This is a genomic window from Sphingomonas ginkgonis (assembly GCF_003970925.1).
GTDB classification, from domain to species: Bacteria; Pseudomonadota; Alphaproteobacteria; order Sphingomonadales; family Sphingomonadaceae; genus Sphingomicrobium; species Sphingomicrobium ginkgonis.
On sequence record NZ_RWJF01000001.1, the window covers coordinates 1515175 to 1540610 of the forward strand.

Consider the following 25436-nt stretch of genomic DNA (forward strand, 5'->3'; position numbering starts at 1 on the left):
CAAGCAAAGTGTCTTCCGGCAATCAGCCGGGCATCAGAGCGGCAGACCCACGTAATTCTCGGCAATCGCCGTCTGCATTGCCTCGGACGAGGCGAGATAGTCGAGTTCGGCCTTCTGCATCCGATGCTCGAAGGCGCCGTCCTCGGGGAAGCGGTGCATCAGCTTGGTCAGGAACCAGCTGAAGCGCTCCGCCTTCCAGATCCGCGTCAGCGCGCGCGCGGGATAGTGATCGAGCTTGGCTGGATCGCCGTCGCGGACCGCGGCGATGAGCGCCTCGGCGAGGTAGACGACGTCCGAGCTGGCGAGATTGAGTCCCTTGGCGCCGGTCGGGGGGACGATGTGCGCCGCGTCGCCGGCGAGGAACAGCCGACCGCGGCGCATCGTCTCGAACACGTAGGAGCGGAGCGGGGCGATCGAAATTTCGAGCGCGGGCCCGCGCACCACCGGCCGGTCGGCGAGCGGCGAGAAGCGGCGCTCGAGCTCGTTCCACAGCCGATCCTCCGGCCAGTCCTCCAGCCGGTCGGTCAGCGGGACCTGGATGTAATAGCGGCTGCGCGTCGGGGACCGCATCGAGGCGAGCGCGAAGCCGTCGTCGGTGTTGGCGTAGATGAGCTCGGGGTGGCAGGGCGGGACGTCGGCGAGGATTCCGAGCCAGCCGAACGGATAGGCGCGCTCATATTCGGCGCCCGTGCCGATCGCCTTGCGCGACGGGCCGTGAAAGCCGTCGCAGCCGGCGACGAACAGGCAGTCGGCGCGACGCGGCTCGCCGGCCTCGCTCCAGGTCACGAACGGCGAGTCGCCCTCGACATCGTGAATGGCGACATCGGCCGCCTTGAAGACGATCTCCAGGCCGCGCTCGGGCGCTGCCTCGATCAGGTCGCGGGTGACCTCGGTCTGCCCGTAGACGGTAACATTCCTGCCCGTGAGGCGCTTGATGTCGATGCGGATGACCTGGTCGTCGGTGGCGAGGTTGAACCCGTCCTCGACCATCCCCTCGGCCTTCAGCCGCCGGTCGAGACCGAGCCGCCCGAGGAGGTCGGTGGTGACCGTCTCGAGCACGCCGGCGCGGATGCGGCTCTCCACCCGGGCGCGGCTCTGCCGTTCGAGCAGCAGGCAGTCGATCCCCGCGGCGCGCAACTGGTGGCCGAGCAGCAGCCCGGCCGGCCCGGCGCCGACGATGACGACTTGCCGCCTCACGCCTTGAGCTGCTGCTCGAGCCGGTCGAGCACGCGGTAGCAGGGCAGCACCTGCGCGACCGAGCTGTTGGGCTCGCGGCCCTCGCGGATCGCGGCGACGAACTCGCGGTCCTGAAGCTCGATACCGTTGTTAGAGACGGCGACGCCGCTGAGGTCGACCGGCTCCTCGCGCCCGGTGACTAGATCGTCGTAGCGCGCGATCCAGGTTCCGGTGTCGCAGATGTAGCGGAAGAAGGTGCCGAGCGGTCCGTCGTTGTTGAAGGACAGGCTGAGGGTGCAGAGGGCGCCGCTCTCGGCCTTGAGCTGGATCGACATGTCCATCGCAATGCCGAGCTCGGGATGGAGCGGGCCCTCGATCGCGTTGGCCTGGATGATTGGGCCGGCCTGCCAGGCGAACAGGTCGACCGTGTGCGCGGCGTGGTGCCAGAGAAGATGGTCGGTCCAGCTCCGCGGCTCCCCCTTGGCGTTCATGTTCTGGCGGCGGAAGAAATAGGTCTGGACGTCCATCTGCTGGACCGCCGCTTCGCCCGCTGCGAACTTGCGGTGCAGATATTGGTGGCTCGGGTTGAAGCGGCGGGTGTGGCCGACCATCGCGACGAGCCCGGTCTCGCGTTGCTTCGCGAGCACCGCTTCGGCGTCGGCGAGACTGTCGGCGAGCGGGATCTCGACCTGCACATTCTTGCCTGCGTCGAGGCACTGGATCGCCTGGGCGGCGTGCATCTGGGTCGGGGTGCAGAGAATCACCGCGTCGACGTCGTCGCGCGCGAGGCTCTCGGCGAGGTCGGTGGCGACATGGCCGATGTCGTACTTCTCGGCGACCGCGCGGGTCGGCTCGAGACGGCGGCCGACGAGGCTGGTGACCTCGACCCCATCGATCTTCTTCAAGCCGTCGAGATGCTTTTCGCCAAAGGCGCCGGCGCCGGCGAGCGCGATGCGCATGGGATTCTCCTGAGTGTTCGGGCTAGGCGATGAGCGCCTGCGCCGTGGGGTCGTTGCCCTCCAGCGTTGCGCTCGGCGGGACGGAGCCGTCGACCGGCTCCAGCACGATATGCCCGAGCGCGGTGTTGCTGACGGGGACGTGGTAGTGGCGGTGGAGCGCGCGGGTCGAGCGGCCTAGCGCGCCGCGCATGATCAGCCACATGACCATCTCGATCCCTTCCGAGCCGGTCTCGCGCAGATATTCGATGTGCGGGATGGTCCGCAGCTCCTGCGTGTCGCCGGCGAGCCGGTCGAGGAAGCGATTGTCCCACTCGGGGTTGATCAGCCCGGCGCGCGGGCCCTGGAGCTGGTGGCTCATCCCGCCGGTGCCCCAAACCTGCACGTCGAGGTCCTCGGGGAAGTTCTCGACCGCGCGGGCGATCGCCTCGCCGAGCGCCCAGCAGCGATTGCCCGAGGGCGGCGGGTAAGTGACGACGTTGACTGCGAGCGGGATGACCTTGACCGGCCAGCGCTCGACCGCGCCGAACATCATCGACAAGGGCACGGTGAGGCCGTGGTCGACTTCCATCTCGTTGATGATGGTCATGTCGAACTCGTCGAGGATCAGGCTCTGCGCGATATGCCAGGCGAGGTCGGGATGGCCCTCGACAGTTGGGACCGGGCGCGGTCCGAAACCCTCGTCGGCGGGGAGGAAACGCTCGCCGCAGCCGATCGCGAACGTAGGAATCACCTTCATGTCGAAGGCAGAGGCATGGTCGTTGTAGACGAGGATGACGATGTCGGGCGTCGCCTTCTCCCTGAGCCAGTCGCGGGTCCAACTGAACCCGTCGAACGCCGGCTTGAAGATCGGCTCCTCGGTGCGGCGATGGTCAAAGGCGAAGCCGAGCACGGGGATGTGGCTGCAGCCGATCCCGGCGGTGATCCGCGCCATCAGCGCTCCTCCTTCTTCGAGCGGACGCCCTCAGGCGAGCGCCCGCCGGCGAGCATCATCGCCTGATATTCCTCGACGCTCATCCCGGTCATGGTGCTGACCGCCTGGAGGAAGCTCAGTCCGTCGCTGGAGAAGACCTTGGCGAGGAAGTAGATGTTGCCGCCGAGGTCGAGCAGCCGGTTATAGTCGCGGTCGCGGACGGCCTGCTTCTGCTCCTCGCTCATCGGCCATTCGTCGAGATAGGCCTGCTCGTCCGCCTTGAAGCGCTCGCGGTTTTCCGGCTTCATCAGGCTCATCGCGAACTGGTTGAGGTGGTAGCCCTGCCGGGCGCGGCGCGCGGTGAACACGCGGGTGCCGGGAATGTCCTCGAACTCGGCGAGGTAGGCCTCGACGTCGCGCGGGCCGGTCATGCCGCCATCTCCTCCGCCCTGAGCGCGCGGGCGATCAGCTGGCGCGCGCGCACCCCGCCCTCGTCGATCCGGTAGGCGGACAGCCTGAGGCCGGGGTTGGTCTCGATCGAGCGCTGCTGCGCCTCAAGGATGACCTTGTCCTCGGCGAAGACGCCGCCCTGCTGCCGCTTCATCCGCGCCGTGAAGCCCGCATCGTTGACATCGAAGTTGCGCGCCATGCCCCAGAAATAATGATGGCTGGTCTCGCTCTCGGGGGTCATGAAGTCGATCACCATGCCGCGCGCGCCCTGGTCGTGCCGGTCGGGCGTGGCGCCCGCCTCGACCGGCGCCACCCCGACGTCGATCATCACCGCGGAGGGGAGCAGGAAGCGGCAGATCTGCCAGCGGTCGACCGGGCCCGGCTGCTTGAGCGCGGTGCGCCAGAAGGGCGGCGCGTCGATCCCCGGCATCCAGCGGCTGACATGCACCTCGTCGCCCTCGACCCGCGTCTCGATCGGCGCGTCGAGGATCTCGGGCTGGCCGATCGAGCCGGCATGGACGTAGGTCTCGTGGGTGAGATCCATGAGATTGTCGATCATCAGCCGGTAGTCGCAGGCGACGTGATAGGTGCCGCCGTCGAACGTCCAGCCCGGAGCCGAGCAGGGCCACAGGTCGGGGATCAGCGCGGGATCGGCAAGCGCGGCGTTACCGATCCAGATCCAGACGAAGCGGTGGCGTTCGGCGACCGGGTAGGTCGGGACGCAGATCGACCGGTTGACCGCCTCGGTGCGCAGCGGCATCTCCTCCGCGCGGCCGTCGGGACCGATCTTCAGCCCATGATATTTGCAGCGGATGGAGTCGCCCTCGCGCAGGCCCATCGACAGCGGCAGCAACCGGTGCGGGCAGGCGTCGCGCATCGCCACCGGCGTCCGGTCGAGCTTGCGGTAGAAGAGCATCGGCACGCCGCAGATCGTCCGCGCGAGCGGGGCGGAGTCGATCTCCGAGTCCCAGCCGGCGACGTACCAGCGGTTGGTGAGCCAGCTGCTCACCGGCCGCGTGCCCTGAGCTGAGCGTCGAGGCGCGGGAAGACGCGGCGGGCGTTGCCTTCGAAGATGGCGTGGCGCTGCTCGGCGCTGATCGGGAGCGCGTCGACGTAGCGCTTGGTATCGTCGAAGTAATGCCCCGTCTCCGGGTCGATCCCGCGCACCGCGCCGACCATCTCAGAGCCAAACAGGATATTCCTGGTCTCGATCACTCGCGCCAGCAGGTCGATGCCGGGCTGGTGGTAGACGCAGGTGTCGAAGAAGACGTTGTTCATCAGATGGCGGTCGAGCGGCGGCTGCTTGAGCATGTCGGCAAGGCCGCGGTAGCGGCCCCAGTGATAGGGCACCGCGCCGCCGCCGTGCGGGATGATGAAGCGCAGGGTCGGGAAGTCGGCGAACAGGTCGCCCTCGACCAGCTGCATGAAGGCGATGGTGTCGGCGGCGATATAGAAGGCGCCGGTGGCGTGAAGGCCCGGGTTGCAGCTGCCCGAGACGTGGATCATCGCCGGCACGTCCAGCTCGACCATCGCTTCGTAGACGGGGTACCAGTAGCGGTCGGTCAGCGGCGGCGCGGTGAAGTGGCCGCCGCCCGGATCGGGGTTGAGGTTGCAGCCGACGAAGCCAAGCTCCTCGACGCAGCGGCGAAGCTCCGCAACGCTGGCCGTGAGGTCCGCCTGCGGGTTCTGCGGGAGCATGCAGACGGGGGCGAAGACATCCGGGTAAAGGTCGGCGCAGCGCCTGATCAGGTCGTTGTTGGCGCGCGCCCAGGCGATCGAGATCGCCTCGTCCCCGACATGGTGCGCCATCGCCGAGGCGCGCGGGCTGAAGATCGTCATGTCCGCGCCGCGCTCGCGAAGCAGGCGGAGCTGGTTGGCCTCCAGGCTTTCGCGGATCTCGTCGTCGCTGATCCGGGGGTAGGGCGGCGCGGTCCCCCCGGCCTTGAACGCCGACTTCTGCGCCTCGCGCCATTCGTTGTGGGCCTTCGGGGCCGTCGTATAATGGCCATGGCAGTCGATGATCACGCGGCGCTCTCCAGCGGGGCCGCGGGCAGAAGGGCGGCGAGCTTGGCGGCGAGCCCCTCCGACGCGACTAGGTGGCGCTCGCCAATGTCCTGCTGGCGACACGCGGTAGCCCGGCTCATCGCGCTTCCGGTGCCGAGATCGTCCAGGGTGCGCACCACCTCGCGCATCTCCGCGGCGCGGCGCTCGCCATGCACCATCATCCGCTCGAGATTATAGTCGAACCGCCGCTCCCAGTCGGCGCCCGCCCAGCTGGCCTCGAGCGAGGCGATGACCTCCGCGCGGACCCCGGCGGCCTCGGCGGCCAGCGCGCATTCCGCCGACAGCGCCTCCATCCCCTTGACCAATACCGAGCGGATCATCTTGATCGCGGACGCGTCGCCCACTCGGCTGCCGACGATGCGGACATGGGTGAAGCCGGCGGTGGCAAGTGCCTCGGCCCCCGCTTCGGCGTGCGGACCGGAGACGAGCAGCGGGACGGCCAGGCCGAGCGGGTGGACGGGCGCCATCACCGCGACGTCGACATAGCGGCCGACGGGGCCGATCGCCGCCGCGGCACCTTGCTTGGTTCCCGGCGCGACCGAGTTCATGTCCAGCCACAAGGCGCCGGCCGCAAGCAGCGGGGCGGCGCTCCGGGCGGCGGGGAGCGCCTGGTCGGCGGTTACCAGCGAGAGCACCATGCGCGCGCCGTCGAGCGCCGCCTTCGCGCTGTCGCAGGCGGTGACGTAGCCTGCGTCGAAGTCGGAAAGCTTGGCCGCGCGGAGGGACGGATCGTCGAGCTTGCGATCATAGCCGCGCGCGCCCGCCGCAGCGAAGGCCAGACCGGCCTCGCCGAAGCCGATGAAGGTGACAGCTGATGCCATTGCCAGCGGCTTGCGCCCGGCATGCCCGAAACCGCCAATCGGAAGCTCCGCCGCGCTATTCGTTTTCCTGAAGAGCCATGTCGCCGGCGACGGTCTGGAGAAGCTCGATCAGGCGCGCCTGGGCAAGCGGCGGTCGCCACGCGGTGCGGGTGGTCAGCCCGATCGTCCGGACGCTGTTGGCGAGCGGCGGCCCGATGGTGGCGAGCCAGCCGGCCTCGATCTCGAGCGCGACCTGCTCGGGCGAGAGGAGGGTCAGGAGGTTGGTCTCGCGCAGCATGCCGCGGATGACCATCACCGACCCGCAGGCGATCGGGGCCGGCGGCGTGCGGTCGCCGAACAGCGCGGCGAACTGGCCGGCGAGCGGGGTCTGGGCCGAACCGCTGATCCAGGGGAAGGCGGCGAGCTGGTCGAGCGTCGGTTCCGAGACAGTGGCGAGCGGATGGCCGGCGCGCCCGATCACCGACACCCGGTCGCGGAACAGCGGCTGCTGTTCGAGCCCGGCGGGCGGCTCGGGGCGGAGCGCGCCGAGCATCAGGTCGAGCACGCCGTCGAGCAGCGGGTCGGCAAGCTCGCGCCACGAACCCTCGACCACCTCGATCGCCACCCCGGGCGCCTCCCGGGTGAACGCGGCGAGCGCGCGCGGAAGCAGGTGGGCGCGCGACATCGGCATGGCGCCGATGACGATCCGCCCCGCCCCGCGCGGGTCGGGCGCCAGCTCGGCGATCCCGGCGGCGATCTCGCGCTCGGCGAGGCGGACGCCGCGGGCCATGCGGCGCCCGGCCGGGGTGAGCGACGAGCCGCGGCCGCGCCGCTCGATCAGCGCCTGGCCGGTCACCTGCTCGAGATCGCGGACTGCCCGGTGCAGTGCCGGCTGCGACAGGCCGCTCGCCTGCGCCGCGCCGCTGAAGCCGCCCGCGTCCGCCACACGCAGATAGGCGTCGAGCTGGGTCGCGGTGATCAGCTGCTCGGGCCGGGTGAAGCCGCGGCCGCTGCTCCGCCCGCAGCCCGCGGCAAGATGCACGAACGCCGTGGTCGCGCGCGCCGCCATCGCGGTTCCCGCGGCGGTGGGCGACAGGCCGCCCGGCCGCCGCTCGAACAGCAACTCGCCGAGCTGCCGCTCGAGCTTGGACAGGCCCTGGGTCAGCGCCGGCTGCGACAGTCCTACCCGCGCCGCCGCGGCGCTCAGCGTGCCCTGCTCGACGACTGCCGAGAGCGAGCGGAGATGGCGCAGGTTGAGCTCGAACGGCGCTGGCATCGCAGCAAGCAACTATCGCAAATTCTTATCGCCGTCATTCACTATGGATTGGGCCGGCGGCCACCGCCTGCCTAGCCGCCGGCAGCGGAGGTAGGATCATGGCCCGGGTCGTCCAGAACATCGAGCGCGCGGACCGCGCGACCATCGACGGGCTCGCCGCCGCCGGGGTCGCCACCGTCCACGAGGCGCAAGGGCGCACCGGCCTCCTCGCCAGCCGGATGCGGCCAATCTACGCCGGCGCGCGGATCGCCGGCTCGGCGGTCACCATTTCCGCTCCACCGGGCGACAACTGGATGGTGCATGTCGCGGTCGAGCAGCTGCGCGACGGCGACATCCTCGTGCTTGCCCCGACTAGCCCGTGCGAAGACGGCTATTTCGGTGACCTGCTGGCTACGTCCGCGATGGCTCGCGGCTGCCGCGGGTTGGTGATCGACGCCGGCGTGCGCGACGTGCGTGACCTGACCGCGATGGGCTTCCCTGTCTGGTCGCGGTGCGTCTCCGCGCAGGGTACAGTCAAGGCGACGCTCGGCAGCGTCAACGTGCCGATCGTCTGCGCCGGCGCGGCGATCGAGCCGGGTGACGTGGTCGTCGCCGATGATGACGGCGTTTGCGTGGTGAAGCGCGACAATGCCGCCGCGGTGCTCGACAAGGCTCGGGCGCGTGAAGGGGCGGAGGAGGACAAGCGGCGCCGGCTCGCGGCGGGCGAACTCGGGCTCGACATCTACGCCATGCGCTCCAAGCTGGAGGCGATGGGTCTGCGCTATGAATGACGGCGTGCCCTGCCTGTGGATGCGCGGGGGGACGTCCAAGGGCGCATTCTTCCTCGCCGACGACCTGCCGTCGGACACGGCTGAGCGCGATCGCTTTCTGCTCCGCGCGATGGGCTCGCCCGACCCGCGGCAGATCGACGGGATGGGCGGGGCGGACCCGCTGACCTCCAAGGTCGCGGTGGTCCGGCGGTCGCAGCGCGAAGGCGTCGACGTCGACTATCTCTTCCTCCAGGTGTTCGTCGACCAGCCGATCGTCACCGGCAGCCAGAATTGCGGGAACATGCTGGCGGGGGTCGGCCCGTTCGCGATCGAGCGCGGACTGGTCGAGCCGGCAGGCGAGGAGACCCGCGTCGCCATCTTCATGGAGAACACGGGCCAGGTCGCGGTGGCGACGGTGCGCACGCCGGGTGGCCGGGTGACCTATGCGGGCGAGGCGGCGATCAGCGGCGTTCCCGGCACCGCGGCGCCGATCCCGCTCGCGTTCCGCGACACGGCGGGGTCGAGCTGCGGCGCGCTGCTGCCGACCGGCCGCGGGCTCGACACGATCGAGGGGGTGCGCTGCACGCTGATCGACAACGGCATGCCCTGCGTCGTCATGCTGGCGAGCGATGTCGGGGTGAGCGGCTACGAGGTCCGCGAAACGCTCGACGCCAATGACGCGATGAAGGCCCGAGTCGAGGCGATCCGCCTCAAGGCCGGACCGCTGATGAATCTCGGCGACGTGAGCGAGAAGTCGGTCCCAAAGATGATGCTGGTTGCCCCGCCGCGCGAGGGCGGGGCGATCGCGGTCCGCTCGCTGATCCCGCACCGGGTCCATGCCTCGATCGGTGTGCTCGGGGCGGTGAGCGTGGCGACCGCCTGCCTGGTCGAGGGCTCGCCCGCCGCCGCGGTGGCGGTCGTTCCGGAAGGGCCAACCAAGACGCTCGGCGTCGAGCATCCGAGCGGCGTGACCGAATGCGTGGTGACGATCGACGAAACGGGCGCGCCGCGCGAAGCCGGAATGCTGCGGACCGCGCGCAAGCTCATGGACGGAGTGGTTTTCGCATGACTCGCACCAAGACCTGGGTCGACCAGCCGAGCCGCCCGGCCTTCCGCCCACCCGCCGGCGCGGTCGACGCCCATGTCCATGTCTTCGGGCCCGAGGCGGAGTTCCCGTTCAGCCTCAAGGCCAAATATCACCCGGAGGATGCGACTCCCGAGATGCTGTTCGCGCTGCGCGACCGGCTCGGGTTCAGCCGCAACGTGATCGTCCAGGCGAGCTGCCACGGCACCGACAATGCGGCGACGCTTGCCGGCATCGCCAAGTCGAACGGCAAGGCGCGCGGGGTCGCGGTGGTCAGTCCCGACATCGGCGACGAGGAGCTGCAACGGCTCCACGCGGGCGGGATTCGCGGGGTCCGCTTCAACTTTCTGAAGCGGCTGGTCGACGATGCACCCAAAGACAAATTCCTCGACATCGCCCGCCGCATCGCGCCGCTCGGCTGGCATGTCGTCGTTTATTTCGAGGCGGACATCCTCGAGGAACTGGTGCCCTTCCTCGAGGCGATCCCGACCATCGTGGTGGTCGACCATCTGGGCCGTCCCGACATCGCGCAGGGTCCCGAGGGCGCCGAAACCCAGCGCTTCATCCGGTTGCTCGACGAGCATCCGGCGATATGGACCAAGGTGTCGGGTGCCGAGCGCCTGTCGCCGCAGGGACGGCCGTTCGACGACTTCGTCGCGGTGATCCGCCCGGTGGTCGAGCGCTTCCCCGAGCGGGTGCTGTGGGGAACGGACTGGCCGCACCCGAACATGGAGCACCGCATCCCCGACGACGGCACGCTGGTCGACGTGATACCCCGGATTGCCCCTACCGAAGAGCTGCAACGCAAGCTGCTCGTCGACAATCCGATGCGGCTCTACTGGCCCGAGGAGCTGCCGCCGGCCTGATTGCGCCCGCTCAGCGCGCCGGGCAGCGATCCCCCGCCGCGGTCTCCTGCAGCGATACCCCCGACAGCTCCATCCCAAGCGTCGCCGCGGTCTGGAGGCGGATGGAAGTGACCTTGGCGAGGTCGGCGGCCGCCGATCCGAAGCAGCGCAGCGGCACCCGGATGCTGCGCCACTCGCCGGCGCGCGACAGTTCGGCGCCAACCGGCAGCGCGGTGTCGTTGACCAGCAGCGACACCGGTCCGCGCGCCGGGGAGGTCACCCGCACCTCCAGCGCGAGGACCATCGCGCCGTTCGCCTCGCGCGACAGGTCGATCGGAGCCGAGCGTTCGAGCGTGATCCATGCCGGCCCAGCCCCCGACCAGGTCGCTGCCCAAGCGTCTTCCTGCCGGCGGCGGTCGACCCGTCGCAGGGTCAGCGCCTCGCTGCCATAGGTCGCGACGCGCGCTCCAACGGCGGCGATGTGCGGCGATTGAGCGTCGCCGATCGTCAGCCGGAAACCGTTGGTTCCGGTGCCCTCGCGGAGGAACACCCCGGGCGCGGCGGTCTCGGCGGCCACCATCGGTTCCGGCAGGGTGCCGACCCGTGCCGATTGCGCGTAGCTGAGGCCATAGCCGAAGGCGAACTGCGGGTCGTAGCCGGCCTGGCCCTTGTTGAGCGGGGTCTGGTCGGGCCGCTTGGGCCAGGAGAAGGACAGCCGGCCCCGAAAATCGTGCGCCGGTGCGCCGCCCGGCTTGGCGAGCAGCACGTCGGCCACGCCTCCGCCTTCGGAGCCCGGCAGCCAAGCGGCGACGAAGGCGTCGGCGGCGTTGATCTGCGGGTTGAGGTAGAGCGGCCGGCCCGACAGCAGCACCGCTACCGTCGGAACGCCGGCAGCCCGCAGCTTCCTGAGCAGCGCGAGGCTCTCGGCATTCTCGGTGTGGAGCGCGACGTCGGCCTGGTCGCCTTGGAACTCGGCATAGGGGTTCTCCCCGAAGACGACGATCGCGGCGTCGGGTTTGCGGCCGGTGAAGCTGCCGTCGGGGCTCAGCACGGCGGTTCCCCCGTCCGCCTCGACCGCGGCGCGGATGCCGCTCCAGATCGAGGTCGCGCCGGGAAAATCGGCGTTGGTGTTGTCGTTGCCCTGCCACGACAGGGTCCAGCCGCCGGTCTGCTTGGTGATGCTGTCCGCGCCCGCGCCGGCGACGAGGATGCGGTGACCGCGCGGGTCGATCGGGAGGACGCGGCGATCGTTCTTGAGCAGGACCAGCGATTCGCGCACGGCCTGTCGCGCGATCTTGCGGTGGGCGGGGGCGCCGAGCAGCGCCTCGTCGCCGGCGTGCGGACGGGAGGAGGGTAGTCCTTCGTCGAACACGCCTGCGCGCATCTTCACCCGAAGCACCCGCCGAACCGCATCGTCGAGCCGGGCCATCGGGATCGTCCCGTCGCGCACTTCGCGGATCATGCTGGCATATAGCGTCTTCCAGTCCTCGGGCACGTTGAAGACATCGACCCCGGCGTTGAAGGTCGTCGGGCAGTCGCCTTTGGTGCAGCGGGGCACCTGGCCGTGCGCGTTCCAGTCGCCGATCACCAGCCCGTCGAACCCTATCCGGTCCTTGAGCACGTCGGTTAGCAGCGGCTTGCTGGCGTGGAGCTTGAGGCCCTGCCAGGAGGAGAAGCTCGCCATCACCGCCTGGACGCCGCCGTTGACCGCGGCCGGGTAGCCCGCGCCATGAACGTCTCGGAGAACCTCCTCGCTCGCCCGGTTGTCGCCCTGGTCGCGCCCGCCGTCCGTCCCGCCATCGCCGAGGAAATGCTTGGCGGTGGAGATGACATGGTCCTTGTCGAGGAAGCGGCTGCCGGTGCCCTGCAGTCCCTCGACCATCGCCTTGGCGTAAAGCGCGACCACCGCCGGGTCTTCCGAATAGCTCTCGAAGGTCCGGCCCCAGCGATCGTCCTGCACCACCGCCAGCGTCGGCGCGAAACTCCAGTCCATGCCGAGCGCGCGGACCTCCATCGCGGTTGCGCCGCCGATCCGCCGTACGAGATCGGGATCGCGAGCCGCGCCCAGCCCGATATTGTGCGGGAAGAGAGTCGCCCGATAGACATTATTGTGGCCGTGGACCGCGTCCGACGCCCACATCATGGGGATGCGGACGCCCTTGTTGACGGGATCGACCGAGGCCTTCCAGTAGCCGTCGATCTTCGCCAGCCAGGCCGAGACCGGCGCATGCTTGTCGCCGCCCGGGACCGATCCGCCGCCATTCTCGATCGATCCAATATGGTAGGTGCGGACGTCCTCCGGTGTGATCGACTTCATCTCCGGCTGAAGCGTCTGGCCGACCTTTTCCTCGACCGACATGCGCGCGAGCATCGCAGTGATGCGGCGCTCCATCGCGGGGTCCTGCCGCACCGGGCTGTGCGCGACCGGCCAGCGTTCGGGGTGGATGGTCGGCGCGGTCTGCGCGAGCGCTCCGGCCGAGCAGGTGAGGGCGAGGGCGGCGAGCAGGCGGGTGGATCGGGACAAGGAAGCTGACCTCGGCTAGCGGACGAACGGGACGGAAGAACCTTAATCAACCGAGCGGACGAGAGTGGTTGATTTCTCCGCGGCTGGCCAGCACAGTGTTAACGCTAACAGGTTGCGGCGAACAGACCCGAAAAGGGCATGTCCCGCGGCGACGGCTACCATCCGCACACGGGGTGGGACGAGGAGTGAGGATGACGGCGGTGCGCGCGCGGCTGGGGGCGATGATGTTCCTCCAGTATTTCGTCTGGGGAGCCTGGTGGGTGCCGTTCGGCACCTATCTCTCGCATCACGGGCTCGACGCCTTCATCGGCACCATCTTCTCGACCCAGGGCTGGGCGGCGATTGCCGCGCCGCTGTTCGTCGGCGCCATCGCCGACCGCCACTTCGCGGCCGAGAAAGTGATGGGCGTGCTCCATGTCGCCGGCGGCGTCGCACTGCTGCTCCTGCCGCTCGCCGGAACCGACCCGACCGCCATGTTCCTCGCCGCGCTGCTGGTGCTCGGCTGCTACATGCCGACGATCGCGCTTTCCAACACCATCGCCTTTAACGCGCTGACCGACAGCGAGCGGCAGTTCCCCGCAATCCGGGTGATGGGCACGATCGGCTGGATCGTCGCCGGTCTGATCGTCGGCGCCGGGCTTCACGCCGAGGCCACCGCGCTGCCGATCCGCCTCGCGGGCGTCGTCTCGCTCGGCTACGGGCTCTACAGCTTCACCCTGCCGACGCTCCCGCCGCGGGCCGAGGCGGCACGGCCGAGCGTCGCCACCCTGCTCGGGCTCGACGCGATCGGGACGATGCGCGACCGCAGCTTCTGGGTGCTGATCGGCTGCTCGCTGCTGCTGATGCTGCCGCTCAGCTTCTACTATGCTTACGCCAACCCCTATCTGGTCGAGATTGGCGTGCCCGCCGCCGCATCGGTGCAGGCGATCGGGCAGGTGTCGGAGATCTTCTTCCTCCTCGCGCTTCCGCTGTTCTTCCGCACCGTCGGGATCAAGGGCGTGCTGATCCTCGGCATGCTCGGCTGGGCGGCGCGCTACCTGCTGTTCGCGCACGGCTACACGGCGGCGGGCCCAACCATGCCGCTGGTGATCGTCGCGCTCGCGCTGCACGGGGTGTGCTTCGACTTCTTCTTCGTTGCCGGCCAGATCTACGTCGACAAGCGCTTCCCGCCGGAGACCCGCAACCGCGCGCAAAGCTTCCTGTCGCTGGTGACCTGGGGCGTCGGTTCGGTGATCGGCAGCCTGATCGCCAATGCCGTCTATGTCGCCGGCACCCACGGCACGGGCCACGACTGGAACGCGATCTGGACCGTCCCGGCCGGGCTGGCGGCGGTGGTGGCGATCATCTTCGCACTCCTGTTTCGGGAGCGCCGCGTGAAGGAACAGGTGGAGGTCATGGCGTGACGATCGATCGACGGACAATGCTCGGCGGGCTGGCGGCCCTCGCCGCGGCGCGGCACGGCACGGCGCTGGCGAAGGGCGGCTACCCTTGGCCGCTCGGGGTCCAGCTCTGGTCGGTCAACTCGGAACTCGATGCCGACTTCGCGGGCACGCTCGCGGGGCTCGGCAAGCTCGGCTATCGCGAGGTTGAGACGGCGGGGCTGCACGGCCGCTCGCCGGCCGAGTTCCGTACTACCGCGAATAGCGCTGGGCTGCGCCTCGTCAGCGCGCATTACTCCATGCCCGACCTGTTCACAGACGCCGCCGGGCATATCGCGGACGCCAAGGCGCTGGGCGTGCAGTGGCTGGTGGCCTCGTCGCCGCGGCCCGACCGGCCGCTCGGCAAGGGCGACTGGATCCCGGCCATCCGTGAGGCGATGACCCTCCCGGCCTGGCGCGAGAACGCCGCCCGGCTGAACGAGCTCGGCCGGATGGTGCGCGCCGCCGGGATGAGCCTCGGCTACCACAACCATCCGATCGAGTTCGCCCGCTACGACGGCCAGCGCGGCTTCGACGTGCTGATGGCGGGCACGGACCCGAAGCTGGTCAAGCTTGAGCTGGACGTCGCCTGGGCGGTCGCCGGGGGGATGGACCCCGTCGCGCTGCTCCGCTCGCATGGCGACCGCATCCGTCTGCTCCACGTCAAGGGGCTGAAGCATCGCCCCGCGGCCGGACGCTACGGCACCGACTTCGGCACCGGCGTGGTCGGGCAGAATGACGTGATCGCCTGGCCCGCCGTGTTCGCCGCCGCCCGCCGCGCCGGCGTCGTCCATGCCTTCGTCGAGCAGGAGCCGCCGCACCTCCGCCCGATCCTGACCTCGCTGGCCGAGTGCCGCGACTATCTCCAGCGCCTCTGAACGAGAGAAGACATGCTCAACTGGAAGACCTTGCTCGCTGTCTCCGTCACCGCGCTCGCCGGCGCCGCCACCTCGGCCACGCCGGCGGCGCGCCCGGCGATCACCGGCATCTCTCACCTCGCGGTCTACAGCCGCGACATGGCGAAGTCGGAACAGTTCTACACCCATGTGCTCGGTGCCCGTAAGGGGGCCGACCCGGAAGATCCGGCGGGCGTTCGCTTCTACTTCAGCGGCCGGCAGTTCGTCGAAGTGCTGCCCGCGCCCGCCGGGCTCGGCGCAAGCGTCCTGGCCCATGTGGCCTACACGACCGACGATGCCGCGGGCCTGCGCAGCTGGCTCGGCGCGAACGGCATGGCGGGGCTGGGCGGGGTGCAGACCGGCGCCGGCGGCGACCGCTGGTTCGCGACGAAGGACCCGGAAGGCAATGCCGTGCAATTCGTCCAGCCGGCGAGCCGAGACGAGGCGGCGGTCCCGGGCGCGCTGAGCGGTCGGATCTTCCACGTCGGCTATGCGGTGCACGACCGGGCGAAGCAGGACGGCTTCTACCGCCGGCTGCTCGGCTTCCGGCCCTACTGGTACGGTGCGTTCGACGCGTCCAAGGTCGACTGGGTCTCCCAGCAGGCGCCCAACGGGCACGACTGGCTGGAATATATGATGGTCGGCCCGGGCTCCGACGTGCCGCTCGAGAAGGTCGATGCCAACCAGCTCGGCGTGCTCAACCATCTCTCGCTCGGCGTGCCGAACATGGAGGCGGCGGTCACCACCTTGTACCGCGGCGACCGGCTGAGCCCGCGTCATGACGGCCCGCAGATGGGGCTTGACGGCAAGTGGCAGGCCAATTTCTACGACCCCGACGGCACCCGGGTCGAACTGATGGAGTTCCAGCCGGTGATGAAGCCCTGCTGCTCGCCCTTTACCGCCGACAGTCCGACCCACTGACCGCTGGCGGCACCGCCGCGATCGGCTAGGGTCAGGGAATGAACCCCGATAACCGTCCGCTCCGGCGGCTCGGCCGCCGCGACCTGCTGCGGGGCAGCGCCGCCGCGCTCGCCGCCTCCGCCGCCGCCCCGCTCGACGCCGCCGTGCCCCGCGGTGGCGGGTGGAAGGCGCTTGGCGACGACGTCCGGTCCGAGATGGCCTGGGCCTGGGACAAATATCGCGAGCACGCCTGGGGCAAGGACGAGATCAAGCCGGTAAGCGGGGCCGTCTCCAGCTTTCCGCTCAAGCACCACCATCTCGGCCTGACCCTGATTGAGGCGCTCGACACCTTGTGGGTGATGGGCCTGGATAGCCGCTTCGCCGACGGTGTCGCTTGGGTGAAGCGAGAGGCGAACTTCGCCGTCGACGGTGAGGTGTCGGTGTTCGAGACCTCGATACGGCTCGTCGGCGGTCTGCTCTCCGCGCACCATGCCTCGGGCGATCCCGCGCTGCTCGCGCTCGCCCGCGACTTGGCCGACCGGCTGCTGCCTGCCTTCGACACCCCGACCGGCTTTCCCTATCGCTACATCAACCTGAAGACGCGAGCGGTCCGCGATCCTGCCACCAACCCGGCGGAGATCGGCAGTTTCCTGCCAGAATGGGGAACGCTGAGCCGGCTGACAGGCGATCCCCGTTACCACGACTTCACACGCCGGGCGATGGTCCGGCTGTTCGAGCGGCGCTCGCGGCTCGACCTGCTCGCGGTCAAGATCGACGCGCGAACCGGCGAATGGCTCGACCGCCGCGCCACCGTCGGCTCCTACGCCGACAGCTACTACGAATATCTGTGGGACAGCTGGCAGTTGTTCGGCGATGCCGAGTGCCGGCGGATGTACGAGGTCTGCACCGCGGCAATCCTCAGGCACCAGAAGGTCTGGAAGGACGGGCGGCTATGGATCGCCGACGTGGACTTCGAAACCGGAAAGGTCGTCAGCACCGAGCAGGACGAGCTCGCCTCCTTCTATGGTGGACTACTCGCTCAGGGCGGCCACTGTGCCGAAGGCGCCGCGCTGACGATGAGCTGGAGCGCGCTTCAGGACCGGTTCGGAGTCCTGCCCGAAGGCTATGACTATGCCAGCGGCAAGCCCACCGCGGTCGGCAACGCGCTCCGTCCCGAGCTGGCCGACTCCGCTTTCAACCTCTGGCTGCTCGATCGCCAGCCGCGCTGGCGCGAGATCGCCTGGCGGCACTTCGCGGCGATGCGGCGCTGGAACAAGGCGCGCTACGGATATACCGACCTCGCCGACATCACGAGCGACCCCAAGCGGCAGGCCGATCATTGTCCGGGCTACTGGTGGTCGGAGCAGATGAAATATTACTATCTTCTGTTCAGCGACACGCCGCGCTTCGACTATTCGCGCAATTATCTCAGCACCGAGGGCGATGTGCTGCTGGGCTTTCGTCACGGCCGCTGAGCCGCATCGACAGCGAGGGGCCCGCGTGCTTCAACGGGCCATGCGTAGCCTTGCCCTGCTCGCCGTCCTGCTCGCCGCGCCAGCGCTCGCCCAGCCGGCCGTGCCGGAACCGGTCGACAGCGTCGACCCGATGATTGGCACGGGCGGGGAAGGGCATACCTTTCCCGGCGCGACCGCCCCGTTCGGGATGGTCCAGCTCTCCCCCGACACCGACACCAGCTGCGAGATCCGCGCCTGCTACGGTCATGCCGCCGGCTACCGCTACGAGGACCCCACGATCCAGGGTTTCAGCCACACTCATTTCTCCGGCGCGGGGCATTCGGATTTCGGCGACTTGCTGGTCATGCCGCAGGCCGGGAGCGCGGTGAAGCTCGAGCCCGGCGATCCCAAGCAGCCTGGCTCCGGCTACCGGTCGCGCTTCGACCATGCGCATGAGCAGGCGCGCCCCGGCTATTATGCGGTGACTTTGAGCGACAGCGGGATCAAGGCCGAGCTTACTGCCGGAACCCGGGTCGGCGTGCATCGCTACCGCTTTCCTGCCGGGCAGGATGCGCACCTGCTGATCGACCTCCGCTCCTCGCTCTACAATTATCCCGGCAAGATTCTCTGGTCGGGGCTTCACCTGCGCCCCGACGGGACGCTCACTGGCTTTCGCGAGACTCGCGGCTGGGCTCCCGGGCGCAAGCTCTACTTCGCAATGCGGTTCAGCGCCCCGCTCGCCGACCACGCCTTCGTCGATCGTGACGAGGCGATCCCCTACAAGGGCTTCCAGGGTCCCGGCCGCGGCAGCGACGCGCTGGCGGAAAAGCTCGGTAAGGCGCTCGAGGCGCGGCTCGACTTCGGCCGGCTGGCCGCTCCGCTCGAGGTCAAGGTCGCGCTGTCCGGCGTCGACGAAGACGGCGCCGTCGCCAACCTTGTCGCCGAGCCCGGCGACTTCGACGCGATCCGCGCCAGCACGCGTGCGGAATGGGCGGCAGCGCTCGGCGCCGTCGAACTGGATGGGCCAGCGCCTATTCGCACCAGCGTCTACACCGCGCTCTATCATTCGCTGCTTGCGCCCAGCGTATGGAGCGACGCCGACGGCCGATATCGCGGTCCGGACGACCAGGTCCATCGCGCCGACGGCTATACCTTCCGCTCGACCTTCTCGCTGTGGGATACGTTCCGCGCCGAGCATCCGCTCCTGACCCTGATCCAGCCCGAGCGGACCAGCAGCGACGTCGTCCGCTCGCTGGTCGACAGCCAGCGCTTCAGCCCCGATCACATCCTGCCCGTGTGGCAGTTCGCCGGTCGCGAGACCTGGACGATGATTGGCTACCACGCAGCGCCGGTGATCGCCGACGCCTACCTCGCCGGCGTGCGCGGGTTTGACGCCAACGCCGCGCTCGACGCCATGGTCGCGAGCGCCACCTACGCTCCCTATGGCGGGCTCGGCGAATATATGAAGCGCGGCTATGTGCCGATCGACAAGGAGCCGGAGGCCGCCTCCAAGACGGTCGAATATGCCTATGACGACTGGTCGATCGCGCGAATGGCGCGGGCGCTCGGCCGGGAGGATGTCGCCGCCCGTTTCGAGAAGCGCGCCGGAAACTGGCGCAATAGCTTCGATGCGAAGAGCGGCTGGCTCCGGGCGCGGCTCTCGACCGGCGCGTTCCGGACGCCGTTTGACCCCACGGCGATCAATTACGGGTCCGACTACACCGAGGGGAATGCCTGGCAGTACAGCTGGTTCGTGCCTCAGGACCAGGCCGGGCTGTTCCGGCTGCTCGGCGGCGACGCGAAGACCGTCGCCAAGCTCGATGCCATGTTCGACTATGACAATTCCAAGCTCGACTACAGCCATGCCGAGGACATCGCCGGGCTGATCGGCCAGTATATCCACGGCAACGAGCCGAGCCACCATGTCGCCTATCTGTACGTCTACGCGGGCGCGCCGTGGCGGGCGCAGGAGCGGTTGGCGCAGATCGTCGGTACCCAGTACAAGCCGACGCCGGACGGACTCGCCGGCAACGACGACCTCGGCCAAATGTCAGCCTGGCTCGTGTTCACCAGCCTCGGCTTCTACCCGGTCGCGCCCGGCTCGAACGAATTTGTGATCGGCCGGCCCTTTCTCGACCGTGCGGTGCTCAACCTTCCGAACGGGCGCCGCTTTACCATCCTTGCCGACGGGCTCAGCCCGACCAACCGCTACGTGTCGACGGTGACGCTCAACGGCCGCCCGCTCGAGCGCACCTATCTGCGCGATTCCGAGATCCGCGCCGGCGGCGAGCTGCGCTTCACCATGGGGCCCGTGGCCAACCGCGCATGGGGCGCGGGGAAGGGCGCTCGGCCCTATTCGCTGTCGACCTCCGGACCGCGCTGACGGACTAGCGGGGCCACAGCCGGGCGGCGCCGCGAACGCCCGAGGAGTCCCCCCACTGCGCGGCGACGATGCGTCCATCCCACTGATCGCTGAACGCGTATCGGCGGATCACGTCGGGAAGCCGCTCGTAGAGCTCGACCACGTTCGACATGCCGCCACCGAGCACGAACAAGTCGGGATCGACGATGTTGACGATCATCGCCAGCGCGCGGCCGAGCCGGTCGACATAGATGTCCAGCGCTTTGGTCGCGACCGGATCGCCGCGATGCACCGCCTGGACGATGGCCGCGCCGTCGAGACGATGGCCTGCCAACCCGGCGTGGCTCGCCTGCAAGCCCGTTCCGGACACCATCGTCTCGATGCAGCCATGCTGCCCGCACCAGCACCGCGGGCCGGGGAACTCGTCGGCGGTCATCCATGGCAGCGGGACATGGCCCCATTCGCCGGTAATGCCGTGCGAGCCCTCGACGATCTGGCCGTCCACCACCAGCCCGCCGCCGACACCGGTCCCGATGATCACCGCGAAAGCCGAGCGGGCACCGGCGGCGGCACCGTCTACTGCTTCCGACAGCGCCATGCAGTTGGCGTCGTTGGCGAGCCGCGCCTCGCGGCCCAAGGCGACTTCGAGGTCCTCGCGGAAGGTCCTTCCGTTGAGGTAGGTCGAATTGCTGTTTCGCATCATGCCGGTGCGCGGGCTGATCGACCCCGGCGTACCAATCCCGACCGTCCCGCACCGCCCGACCTCGGCCTCGACGCGGCCGATCAGTGCGACCACATCGCGGATCGCCTGGTCATAGTCGCCCGGGTTGGGCGCACGAACGCGGGCGAGGAAGCGGCCGCCGGCGTCGAGCGCGGCCGCTTCGATCTTGGTCCCGCCGAAGTCGACCCCAATCTGGATCTCGGGTGCGTCCGTCACGCTTGCGCGAGTCCTTTCCACTGCTGCGCCGGACGTCCCGGTGCGTTCGCCCGCGACAGTGCAGGCGAGCCGCCGAAAGTCAATTTGCCAAGGGTTCGCCTGCGCCTGAAATGCACCGGCTAATCAATTATTTCATCTCGGTTTTCTGTCCCGTCCGGTGCATGACGCGAACCGAGCGGAGCGATTGAGACTGCGCCGAGGGAGAAGCGGATGCAAAACGGTGGAGTAGGCGCGGTTCTCGGCCTCCTCATGGCAGCCAGCGCGGGCCTAGCCACGGCGCAGCCCTACGGCCCTTTCAATGTCGAGCTGCCGGCCGGCGGCGACGGAGTCACCCAGCGGCTGGGCGGCGAGGGTGCGCCGGCCATCCCGGCCGGCACTTGGACGCTAAGCAGCTGGATCGAGGCGAGCAGCATCGCGCCGGGGCGCGTGGTGGTCGGTGGCTTCGGCGAGCCGGGCGGCGCGCGCCGCTTCCTGGTCTTGCTGTCCGGACGACCCGCGATCGAGACCGGCGAAGGTGTACTGGCCGCACGCGCGGCGATCGGCGCGGGTGGCTGGCACCATCTCGCCGCCGTGGCCAACGGCAAGCTGCTCCGCCTGTTCGTCGACGGAAAGCTCGCGGGAAGCGCGGCGACCGTCGGGGCAGCGGTCCAGCCGGTCGCCAGCATCGGCCCTCGCGGGGACGGCGCGCCCTTCGCAGGGCGGGTCGCCGGTCTCGAACTCCGCACCACGGCACTCTCCCCGACCGCCCTCACCGCTGAGAGCCGGCGGCGCCCGGACCCGCTGCTCACCACCTATCAGACCGGCAGCCCGACCTGGCCGGTGCAGGTCCGCCAGATGTACGGACAGGTCGCTCCGCAGGACGTCTGGACGCTGCCCCGCTCGGCGCAGCCCTTTTCGAAGCCAGTGGCCAAGCCGCTACCTGCCGGCCCTGCGACCATCGCGGCGGGCGAGGGCATGTGGAAGGTCGGCGGCTGGCGTCTCGCCGAGGCGCCAGGCGTGACCGCCAGTCCCCACGCGCTCAGCAGCGCCGGCTTCGATGCGAGCCGCTGGTACGCCGCGACCGTGCCCGGCACCGTACTCACCACGCTGGTCGATCGCGGCATCTACCCGGACCCCGCCTATGGGCTCAACAACATGGCGATCCCGGAGAAGCTCGCACGTCAGGACTATTGGTATCGCAGCGAGTTCGACCTTCACGCCGAAGCCGTCGGGCGGCACCAGCAATTGAGCTTTGAGGGTGTCAACTATGCTGCCGAAATCTGGCTGAACGGCGCGCCGCTAGGAACGATGAAGGGAGCGTTCGCGCGCGGCCAGTTCGACGTCACCGGGCGGCTCCGGCCCGGTCGTAATGCGATTGCCGTCCGGGTTTCGCCGCCACCGCACCCCGGCCTCAACCAAGAGGAATCGCTGACGTCGGGAGTGGGTGAGAACGGCGGCATGATGATGCTCGACGGCCCGACCTTCGTCGCCAGCGAGGGCTGGGACTGGATTCCGACGGTACGCGACCGCAACACGGGCATGTGGCAGGGCGTGACCCTGCGGTCGACCGGCGACGTCGCGATCGGCGATTCCCACGTCGTGACCGCGCTGCCGCGTCCGGACAACAGCGTCGCCGACATCGAGATCACGGTCCCGGTCGTCAATCGGAGTGCGGCGCCGGTCACGACGGTCGTCGCGGCATCCTTCGACGAGGTGCGGGTAGAGAAAAGCGTCATCCTCGCGCCGGGCGCGAGCAGCGACGTGGTGCTCCGCCCCGCCGAGTTTCCCCAGCTATCCGTCCAGCATCCGCGGCTGTGGTGGCCCAACGGATATGGCGACCCGACCCTCCACGACCTCACCCTGACCACCGCGGTCGATAGGCGCCCGAGTGATCGCAAGTCGCTCCGCTTCGGCATGCGCCAAGTCACCTACGACACGTCGTTGATGGACCGGAACGGGGTGCTCCAACGCGTGACGATCGACCTCACCAAAGCGCATGCCCGTGGCGAGCAGATCGTCGACGGAACCCACATCGGCATCCGCAAGGTGCCCAACGGCTGGGCGCAGAGCCTGGTGCCCGGCGCCGAGAACTCGCCCGCAGTGACCCGGATCGCCGACGCGCCGGGGCTCACCCCCTACCTGGTGCTGCGTGTCAACGGTGTCCGGATCGCGGCGCGCGGCGGGAACATCGGGATGGATGACTTCATGAAGCGGGTAGACCGGGCGCGTCTCGAGCCCTTCTTCAAGCTCCATCGCGACGCCCACCTCAACATCATCCGCAACTGGGTCGGCCAGAACACGGAGGAGAGCTTCTACGAGCTCGCCGACGAGAACGGTCTGATGATCCTCAACGATTTCTGGGAGTCGACCCAGGACTACAATATCGAGCCGCAGGATCCGCAGCTGTTCCTGGCCAACGCGGCGGAGGTCGTCCGCCGCTTCCGCAATCATCCCTCGATCGTCGTCTGGTTCGGCCGCAACGAGGGCGTGCCGCAGCCGATCGTCAACGAGGGGCTGCAGGCGCTGATTAACCGGGAGGACGGAACGCGGCTCTACATGGGCTCGTCCAACCGCATCAACCTCCAGAACAGCGGCCCCTACAACTACCGGTCCCCGGTCGAGTATTTTACCGAGCACGCCAAGGGCTTCTCGGTGGAAAGCGGGACTCCCTCGCTGCCGACGCTGGAAGCCTGGAAGCGGGCGATCCCCGCCGCCGATCGCTGGCCGATCAGCGACGCCTGGGCCTACCATGACTGGCACCAGACCGGGAACGGTGCGGTCAAGACCTACATGGACACGCTCGCCGCCCGCTTTGGGCCGGGCACCAGCCTCGAGGACTTCGAGCGCAAGGCGCAGATGATGCAGTATGAATCATACCGCGCCATCTTCGAGGGGTTCAACGCGGGGCTGTGGACGCAGAACAGCGGCCGGATGCTGTGGATGACACAGCCGGCGTGGCCTTCGTCGGCGTGGAACATCTTCTCCTCCGACTATGACACGCAGGCGAGTTTCTACGGGGTCAAGAAGGCGGCGGAGCCGGTCCACGTGCAGATGAACCTGCCCGACTGGAAGGTGGTGCTGGTGAACAATCGGCTTCAGGACCTGAGCGGCGTCACCGTCCGGGCACGGGTGGTCGGGCTCGATAACCGGCGGCTCGGCGAGCGGAGTGCGACGATCGGCGCGAAGGCGGGAGCGGTCACCGACGCCTTCACCCTCGATCCCGCCGCGCTGACCGCGAACGGAGTGGCGCTGGTCCGGCTGGAGGCGATCGATGCCGCTGGAACACTCATCTCCTCCAACTTCTATTGGCAGGCGGCTAGCGACGGCGCCTACCGCGCCATGAGCGGCATGGCGCAAGCCACGCTCGAGGCGAGCGTGTCACGCCGTGCCGAAGGGGCCGAGCGGGTGGCGGTCGTAACCTTAACCAACCGCGGCCCGACCCCGGCGATTGAGGCCAAGCTGACGGTCTTCAACGCCGACGGCAGTCAGGTTCTCCCTGCTTACTTCAGTGACAATTACGTGTCGCTGCTGCCGGGTGAGAGCAGGGTGGTCGAAGTGCGCTACCCGGCCGAGAAGGCGGTCGGAGAGCGGGTGGCGCTGCGCGGATGGAACGTCGTTCCCGCCAGCCTCGCCGTGCCACGCTGAGACCGAGAAGGGCGTGGCGCACAACCGATACTACCAGGGTCCGCCCAGCGATCATTTCGACGGTGTGCGCTTCTTCAACCCGGACCAGTCGTCGACCGACCGCGGGCTACTCACCGTGCTTCGGTGGAAACTGGCGGGCGGTGGGGCGCGCTGGCCGCGGTCGGTGCCGATCACTCCTGTCCGGCCAGAGCCGCGCATAGCCGGGCTTGCCGTAACGATGGTCGGTCATGCCTCGCTGCTGATCCAGGCAGCCGGGGTCAACATCCTCACCGACCCGGTCTGGTCGGAGCGGGCGAGCCCATTCAGCCGGGTCGGGCCGAAGCGGGTCACCGCGCCCGGGATCGCCTTCGACGACCTGCCGCCGATCGACGTCGTGCTGCTCAGCCACAGCCATTACGACCATCTCGACGTCGCGACGCTGCGTCGGCTCGATGAGCGCGATGGGCCGCTAATGGCGATGCCGCTCGGCAACGACGTGATCGTCCGCGAGGCGGTGCCGCGGGCGCGCTGCCTCGCCGGCGACTGGTGGGACGTCCTGCCGCTCGGCGCCGGGCTCACCTCCACCCTGACGCCGGCCAATCACTGGTCCAATCGCTGGCCGAGCGACACGCGCATGATGCTGTGGAGCGGCCATTATCTCGCGACCCCGGCGGGCCGAATCTGGTTCGCCGGCGACACCGGCTACGGCGATGGCGCGATCTTCACGGCCGTCCGTGATCGCCTCGGCGAGCCCGACGTGGCGCTGATCCCGATCGGCGCCTACGAGCCCCGCTGGTTCATGGCCCCGCAGCATGTGAACCCGGACGAGGCGGTGCGAATCTTCCGCGACGTGGGCGCAGCCCGCGCGCTCGGCATCCACTGGGGCACCTTCCAGCTTACCGACGAGGCGCGCGAGGCGCCGGTCGAAGCGCTCGCCACCGCGCTCGCCAGCGCCGGCATCGCTGCCGAACGGTTTGTTGCCGCCGAGCCTGGCGCCGCCTTCTCATTCGCCTGACCGGCCTCCGCGCT

General features: G+C 69.2%; 20 protein-coding genes. 10 read left to right on the plus strand and 10 right to left on the minus strand.

The genetic code is table 11. The features are described from left to right. Window positions 1–33 precede the first annotated feature (33 nt). The 8 genes from pobA to HMF7854_RS07390 are packed head-to-tail and all read right to left on the minus strand — an operon-like array spanning window position 34 to window position 7635. Window positions 34–1197 (minus strand): 4-hydroxybenzoate 3-monooxygenase, encoded by a 1164-nt coding sequence (gene pobA, locus HMF7854_RS07355; RefSeq protein WP_126718502.1) that lies wholly within the window; start codon window positions 1195–1197, stop codon window positions 34–36. Further along, window positions 1194–2135, minus strand: coding sequence for a Gfo/Idh/MocA family oxidoreductase (locus HMF7854_RS07360; RefSeq protein ID WP_126718503.1), 942 nt, complete (start codon window positions 2133–2135; stop codon window positions 1194–1196). Before HMF7854_RS07360 ends, pobA begins: the two co-directional genes overlap by 4 nt. Window positions 2136–2157: 22 nt before the next feature. Beyond that, window positions 2158–3066 carry a class III extradiol dioxygenase subunit beta gene (locus tag HMF7854_RS07365; protein WP_126718504.1) on the minus strand — a complete coding sequence of 303 codons (909 nt, stop codon included), beginning with the start codon at window positions 3064–3066 and terminating at the stop codon, window positions 2158–2160. Beyond that, window positions 3066–3476, minus strand: a complete 411-nt coding sequence (gene ligA / locus HMF7854_RS07370) for a protocatechuate 4,5-dioxygenase subunit alpha (RefSeq protein ID WP_126718505.1) — start codon at window positions 3474–3476, stop codon at window positions 3066–3068. The genes HMF7854_RS07365 and ligA overlap by 1 nt, the downstream gene beginning before the upstream one ends. Then, window positions 3473–4504, minus strand: coding sequence for an aromatic ring-hydroxylating oxygenase subunit alpha (locus tag HMF7854_RS07375; protein ID WP_126718506.1), 1032 nt, complete (start codon window positions 4502–4504; stop codon window positions 3473–3475). Before HMF7854_RS07375 ends, ligA begins: the two co-directional genes overlap by 4 nt. Then, window positions 4501–5520, minus strand: coding sequence for an amidohydrolase family protein (locus tag HMF7854_RS07380; RefSeq protein WP_126718507.1), 1020 nt, complete (start codon window positions 5518–5520; stop codon window positions 4501–4503). The genes HMF7854_RS07375 and HMF7854_RS07380 overlap by 4 nt, the downstream gene beginning before the upstream one ends. After that, window positions 5517–6380, minus strand: a complete 864-nt coding sequence (locus tag HMF7854_RS07385; RefSeq protein WP_126718508.1) for a DUF1932 domain-containing protein — start codon at window positions 6378–6380, stop codon at window positions 5517–5519. Before HMF7854_RS07385 ends, HMF7854_RS07380 begins: the two co-directional genes overlap by 4 nt. Before the next feature lie 55 nt (window positions 6381–6435). Further along, window positions 6436–7635 carry a LysR family transcriptional regulator gene (locus HMF7854_RS07390; protein ID WP_126718509.1) on the minus strand — a complete coding sequence of 400 codons (1200 nt, stop codon included), beginning with the start codon at window positions 7633–7635 and terminating at the stop codon, window positions 6436–6438. Window positions 7636–7733: 98 nt separating this feature from the next. On the opposite strand from HMF7854_RS07390, the gene ligK reads away from it, so the two are divergent. The 3 genes from ligK to HMF7854_RS07405 are packed head-to-tail and all read left to right on the plus strand — an operon-like array spanning window position 7734 to window position 10334. Continuing rightward, window positions 7734–8405: a 4-carboxy-4-hydroxy-2-oxoadipate aldolase/oxaloacetate decarboxylase gene (gene ligK / locus HMF7854_RS07395; protein ID WP_221766418.1), complete on the plus strand. Its 672-nt coding sequence runs from the start codon at window positions 7734–7736 to the stop codon at window positions 8403–8405. Beyond that, complete coding sequence (locus HMF7854_RS07400; RefSeq protein ID WP_126718511.1) at window positions 8398–9453, plus strand: 4-oxalomesaconate tautomerase; 1056 nt, start codon at window positions 8398–8400, stop codon at window positions 9451–9453. Before ligK ends, HMF7854_RS07400 begins: the two co-directional genes overlap by 8 nt. Beyond that, entirely contained in the window at window positions 9450–10334 is an 885-nt protein-coding gene (locus tag HMF7854_RS07405; protein ID WP_126718512.1) for an amidohydrolase family protein, read from the plus strand. The genes HMF7854_RS07400 and HMF7854_RS07405 overlap by 4 nt, the downstream gene beginning before the upstream one ends. A gap of 10 nt (window positions 10335–10344) precedes the next feature. Here HMF7854_RS07405 and HMF7854_RS07410 read toward each other — a convergent pair whose 3' ends face one another. After that, window positions 10345–12837 carry a glycoside hydrolase family 3 protein gene (locus HMF7854_RS07410; protein ID WP_239016884.1) on the minus strand — a complete coding sequence of 831 codons (2493 nt, stop codon included), beginning with the start codon at window positions 12835–12837 and terminating at the stop codon, window positions 10345–10347. A gap of 191 nt (window positions 12838–13028) precedes the next feature. Between HMF7854_RS07410 and HMF7854_RS07415 the strand changes: the two genes are divergently transcribed. From HMF7854_RS07415 to HMF7854_RS07435, 5 genes are read left to right on the plus strand one after another with little or no spacing between them, the layout of a single operon-like run. Further along, entirely contained in the window at window positions 13029–14240 is a 1212-nt protein-coding gene (locus tag HMF7854_RS07415; RefSeq protein ID WP_126718513.1) for an MFS transporter, read from the plus strand. Continuing rightward, entirely contained in the window at window positions 14237–15133 is an 897-nt protein-coding gene (locus HMF7854_RS07420) for a sugar phosphate isomerase/epimerase family protein (protein ID WP_126718514.1), read from the plus strand. The genes HMF7854_RS07415 and HMF7854_RS07420 overlap by 4 nt, the downstream gene beginning before the upstream one ends. Before the next feature lie 12 nt (window positions 15134–15145). Next, window positions 15146–16072, plus strand: coding sequence for a VOC family protein (locus HMF7854_RS07425; RefSeq protein ID WP_126718515.1), 927 nt, complete (start codon window positions 15146–15148; stop codon window positions 16070–16072). Window positions 16073–16110: 38 nt separating this feature from the next. Beyond that, the gene (locus tag HMF7854_RS07430; protein WP_126718516.1) at window positions 16111–17526 is read left to right on the plus strand and encodes a glycoside hydrolase family 47 protein; all 1416 of its coding nucleotides are present in this window, start codon (window positions 16111–16113) and stop codon (window positions 17524–17526) included. A 40-nt stretch (window positions 17527–17566) separates the two neighbouring features. After that, window positions 17567–19888 carry a GH92 family glycosyl hydrolase gene (locus tag HMF7854_RS07435; RefSeq protein WP_126718517.1) on the plus strand — a complete coding sequence of 774 codons (2322 nt, stop codon included), beginning with the start codon at window positions 17567–17569 and terminating at the stop codon, window positions 19886–19888. A gap of 4 nt (window positions 19889–19892) precedes the next feature. Here the strand turns inward: HMF7854_RS07435 and HMF7854_RS07440 are convergent, their stop codons facing one another. Next, complete coding sequence (locus HMF7854_RS07440; RefSeq protein WP_239016885.1) at window positions 19893–20804, minus strand: ROK family protein; 912 nt, start codon at window positions 20802–20804, stop codon at window positions 19893–19895. 249 nt (window positions 20805–21053) lie between these two features. Between HMF7854_RS07440 and HMF7854_RS07445 the strand changes: the two genes are divergently transcribed. Together HMF7854_RS07445 and HMF7854_RS07450 are read left to right on the plus strand one after the other, a co-directional pair. After that, entirely contained in the window at window positions 21054–24428 is a 3375-nt protein-coding gene (locus tag HMF7854_RS07445; RefSeq protein WP_239016886.1) for a glycosyl hydrolase 2 galactose-binding domain-containing protein, read from the plus strand. Between the two features lie 13 nt (window positions 24429–24441). Continuing rightward, the gene (locus HMF7854_RS07450) at window positions 24442–25422 is read left to right on the plus strand and encodes an MBL fold metallo-hydrolase (protein WP_126718519.1); all 981 of its coding nucleotides are present in this window, start codon (window positions 24442–24444) and stop codon (window positions 25420–25422) included. Window positions 25423–25436 lie beyond the last annotated feature (14 nt).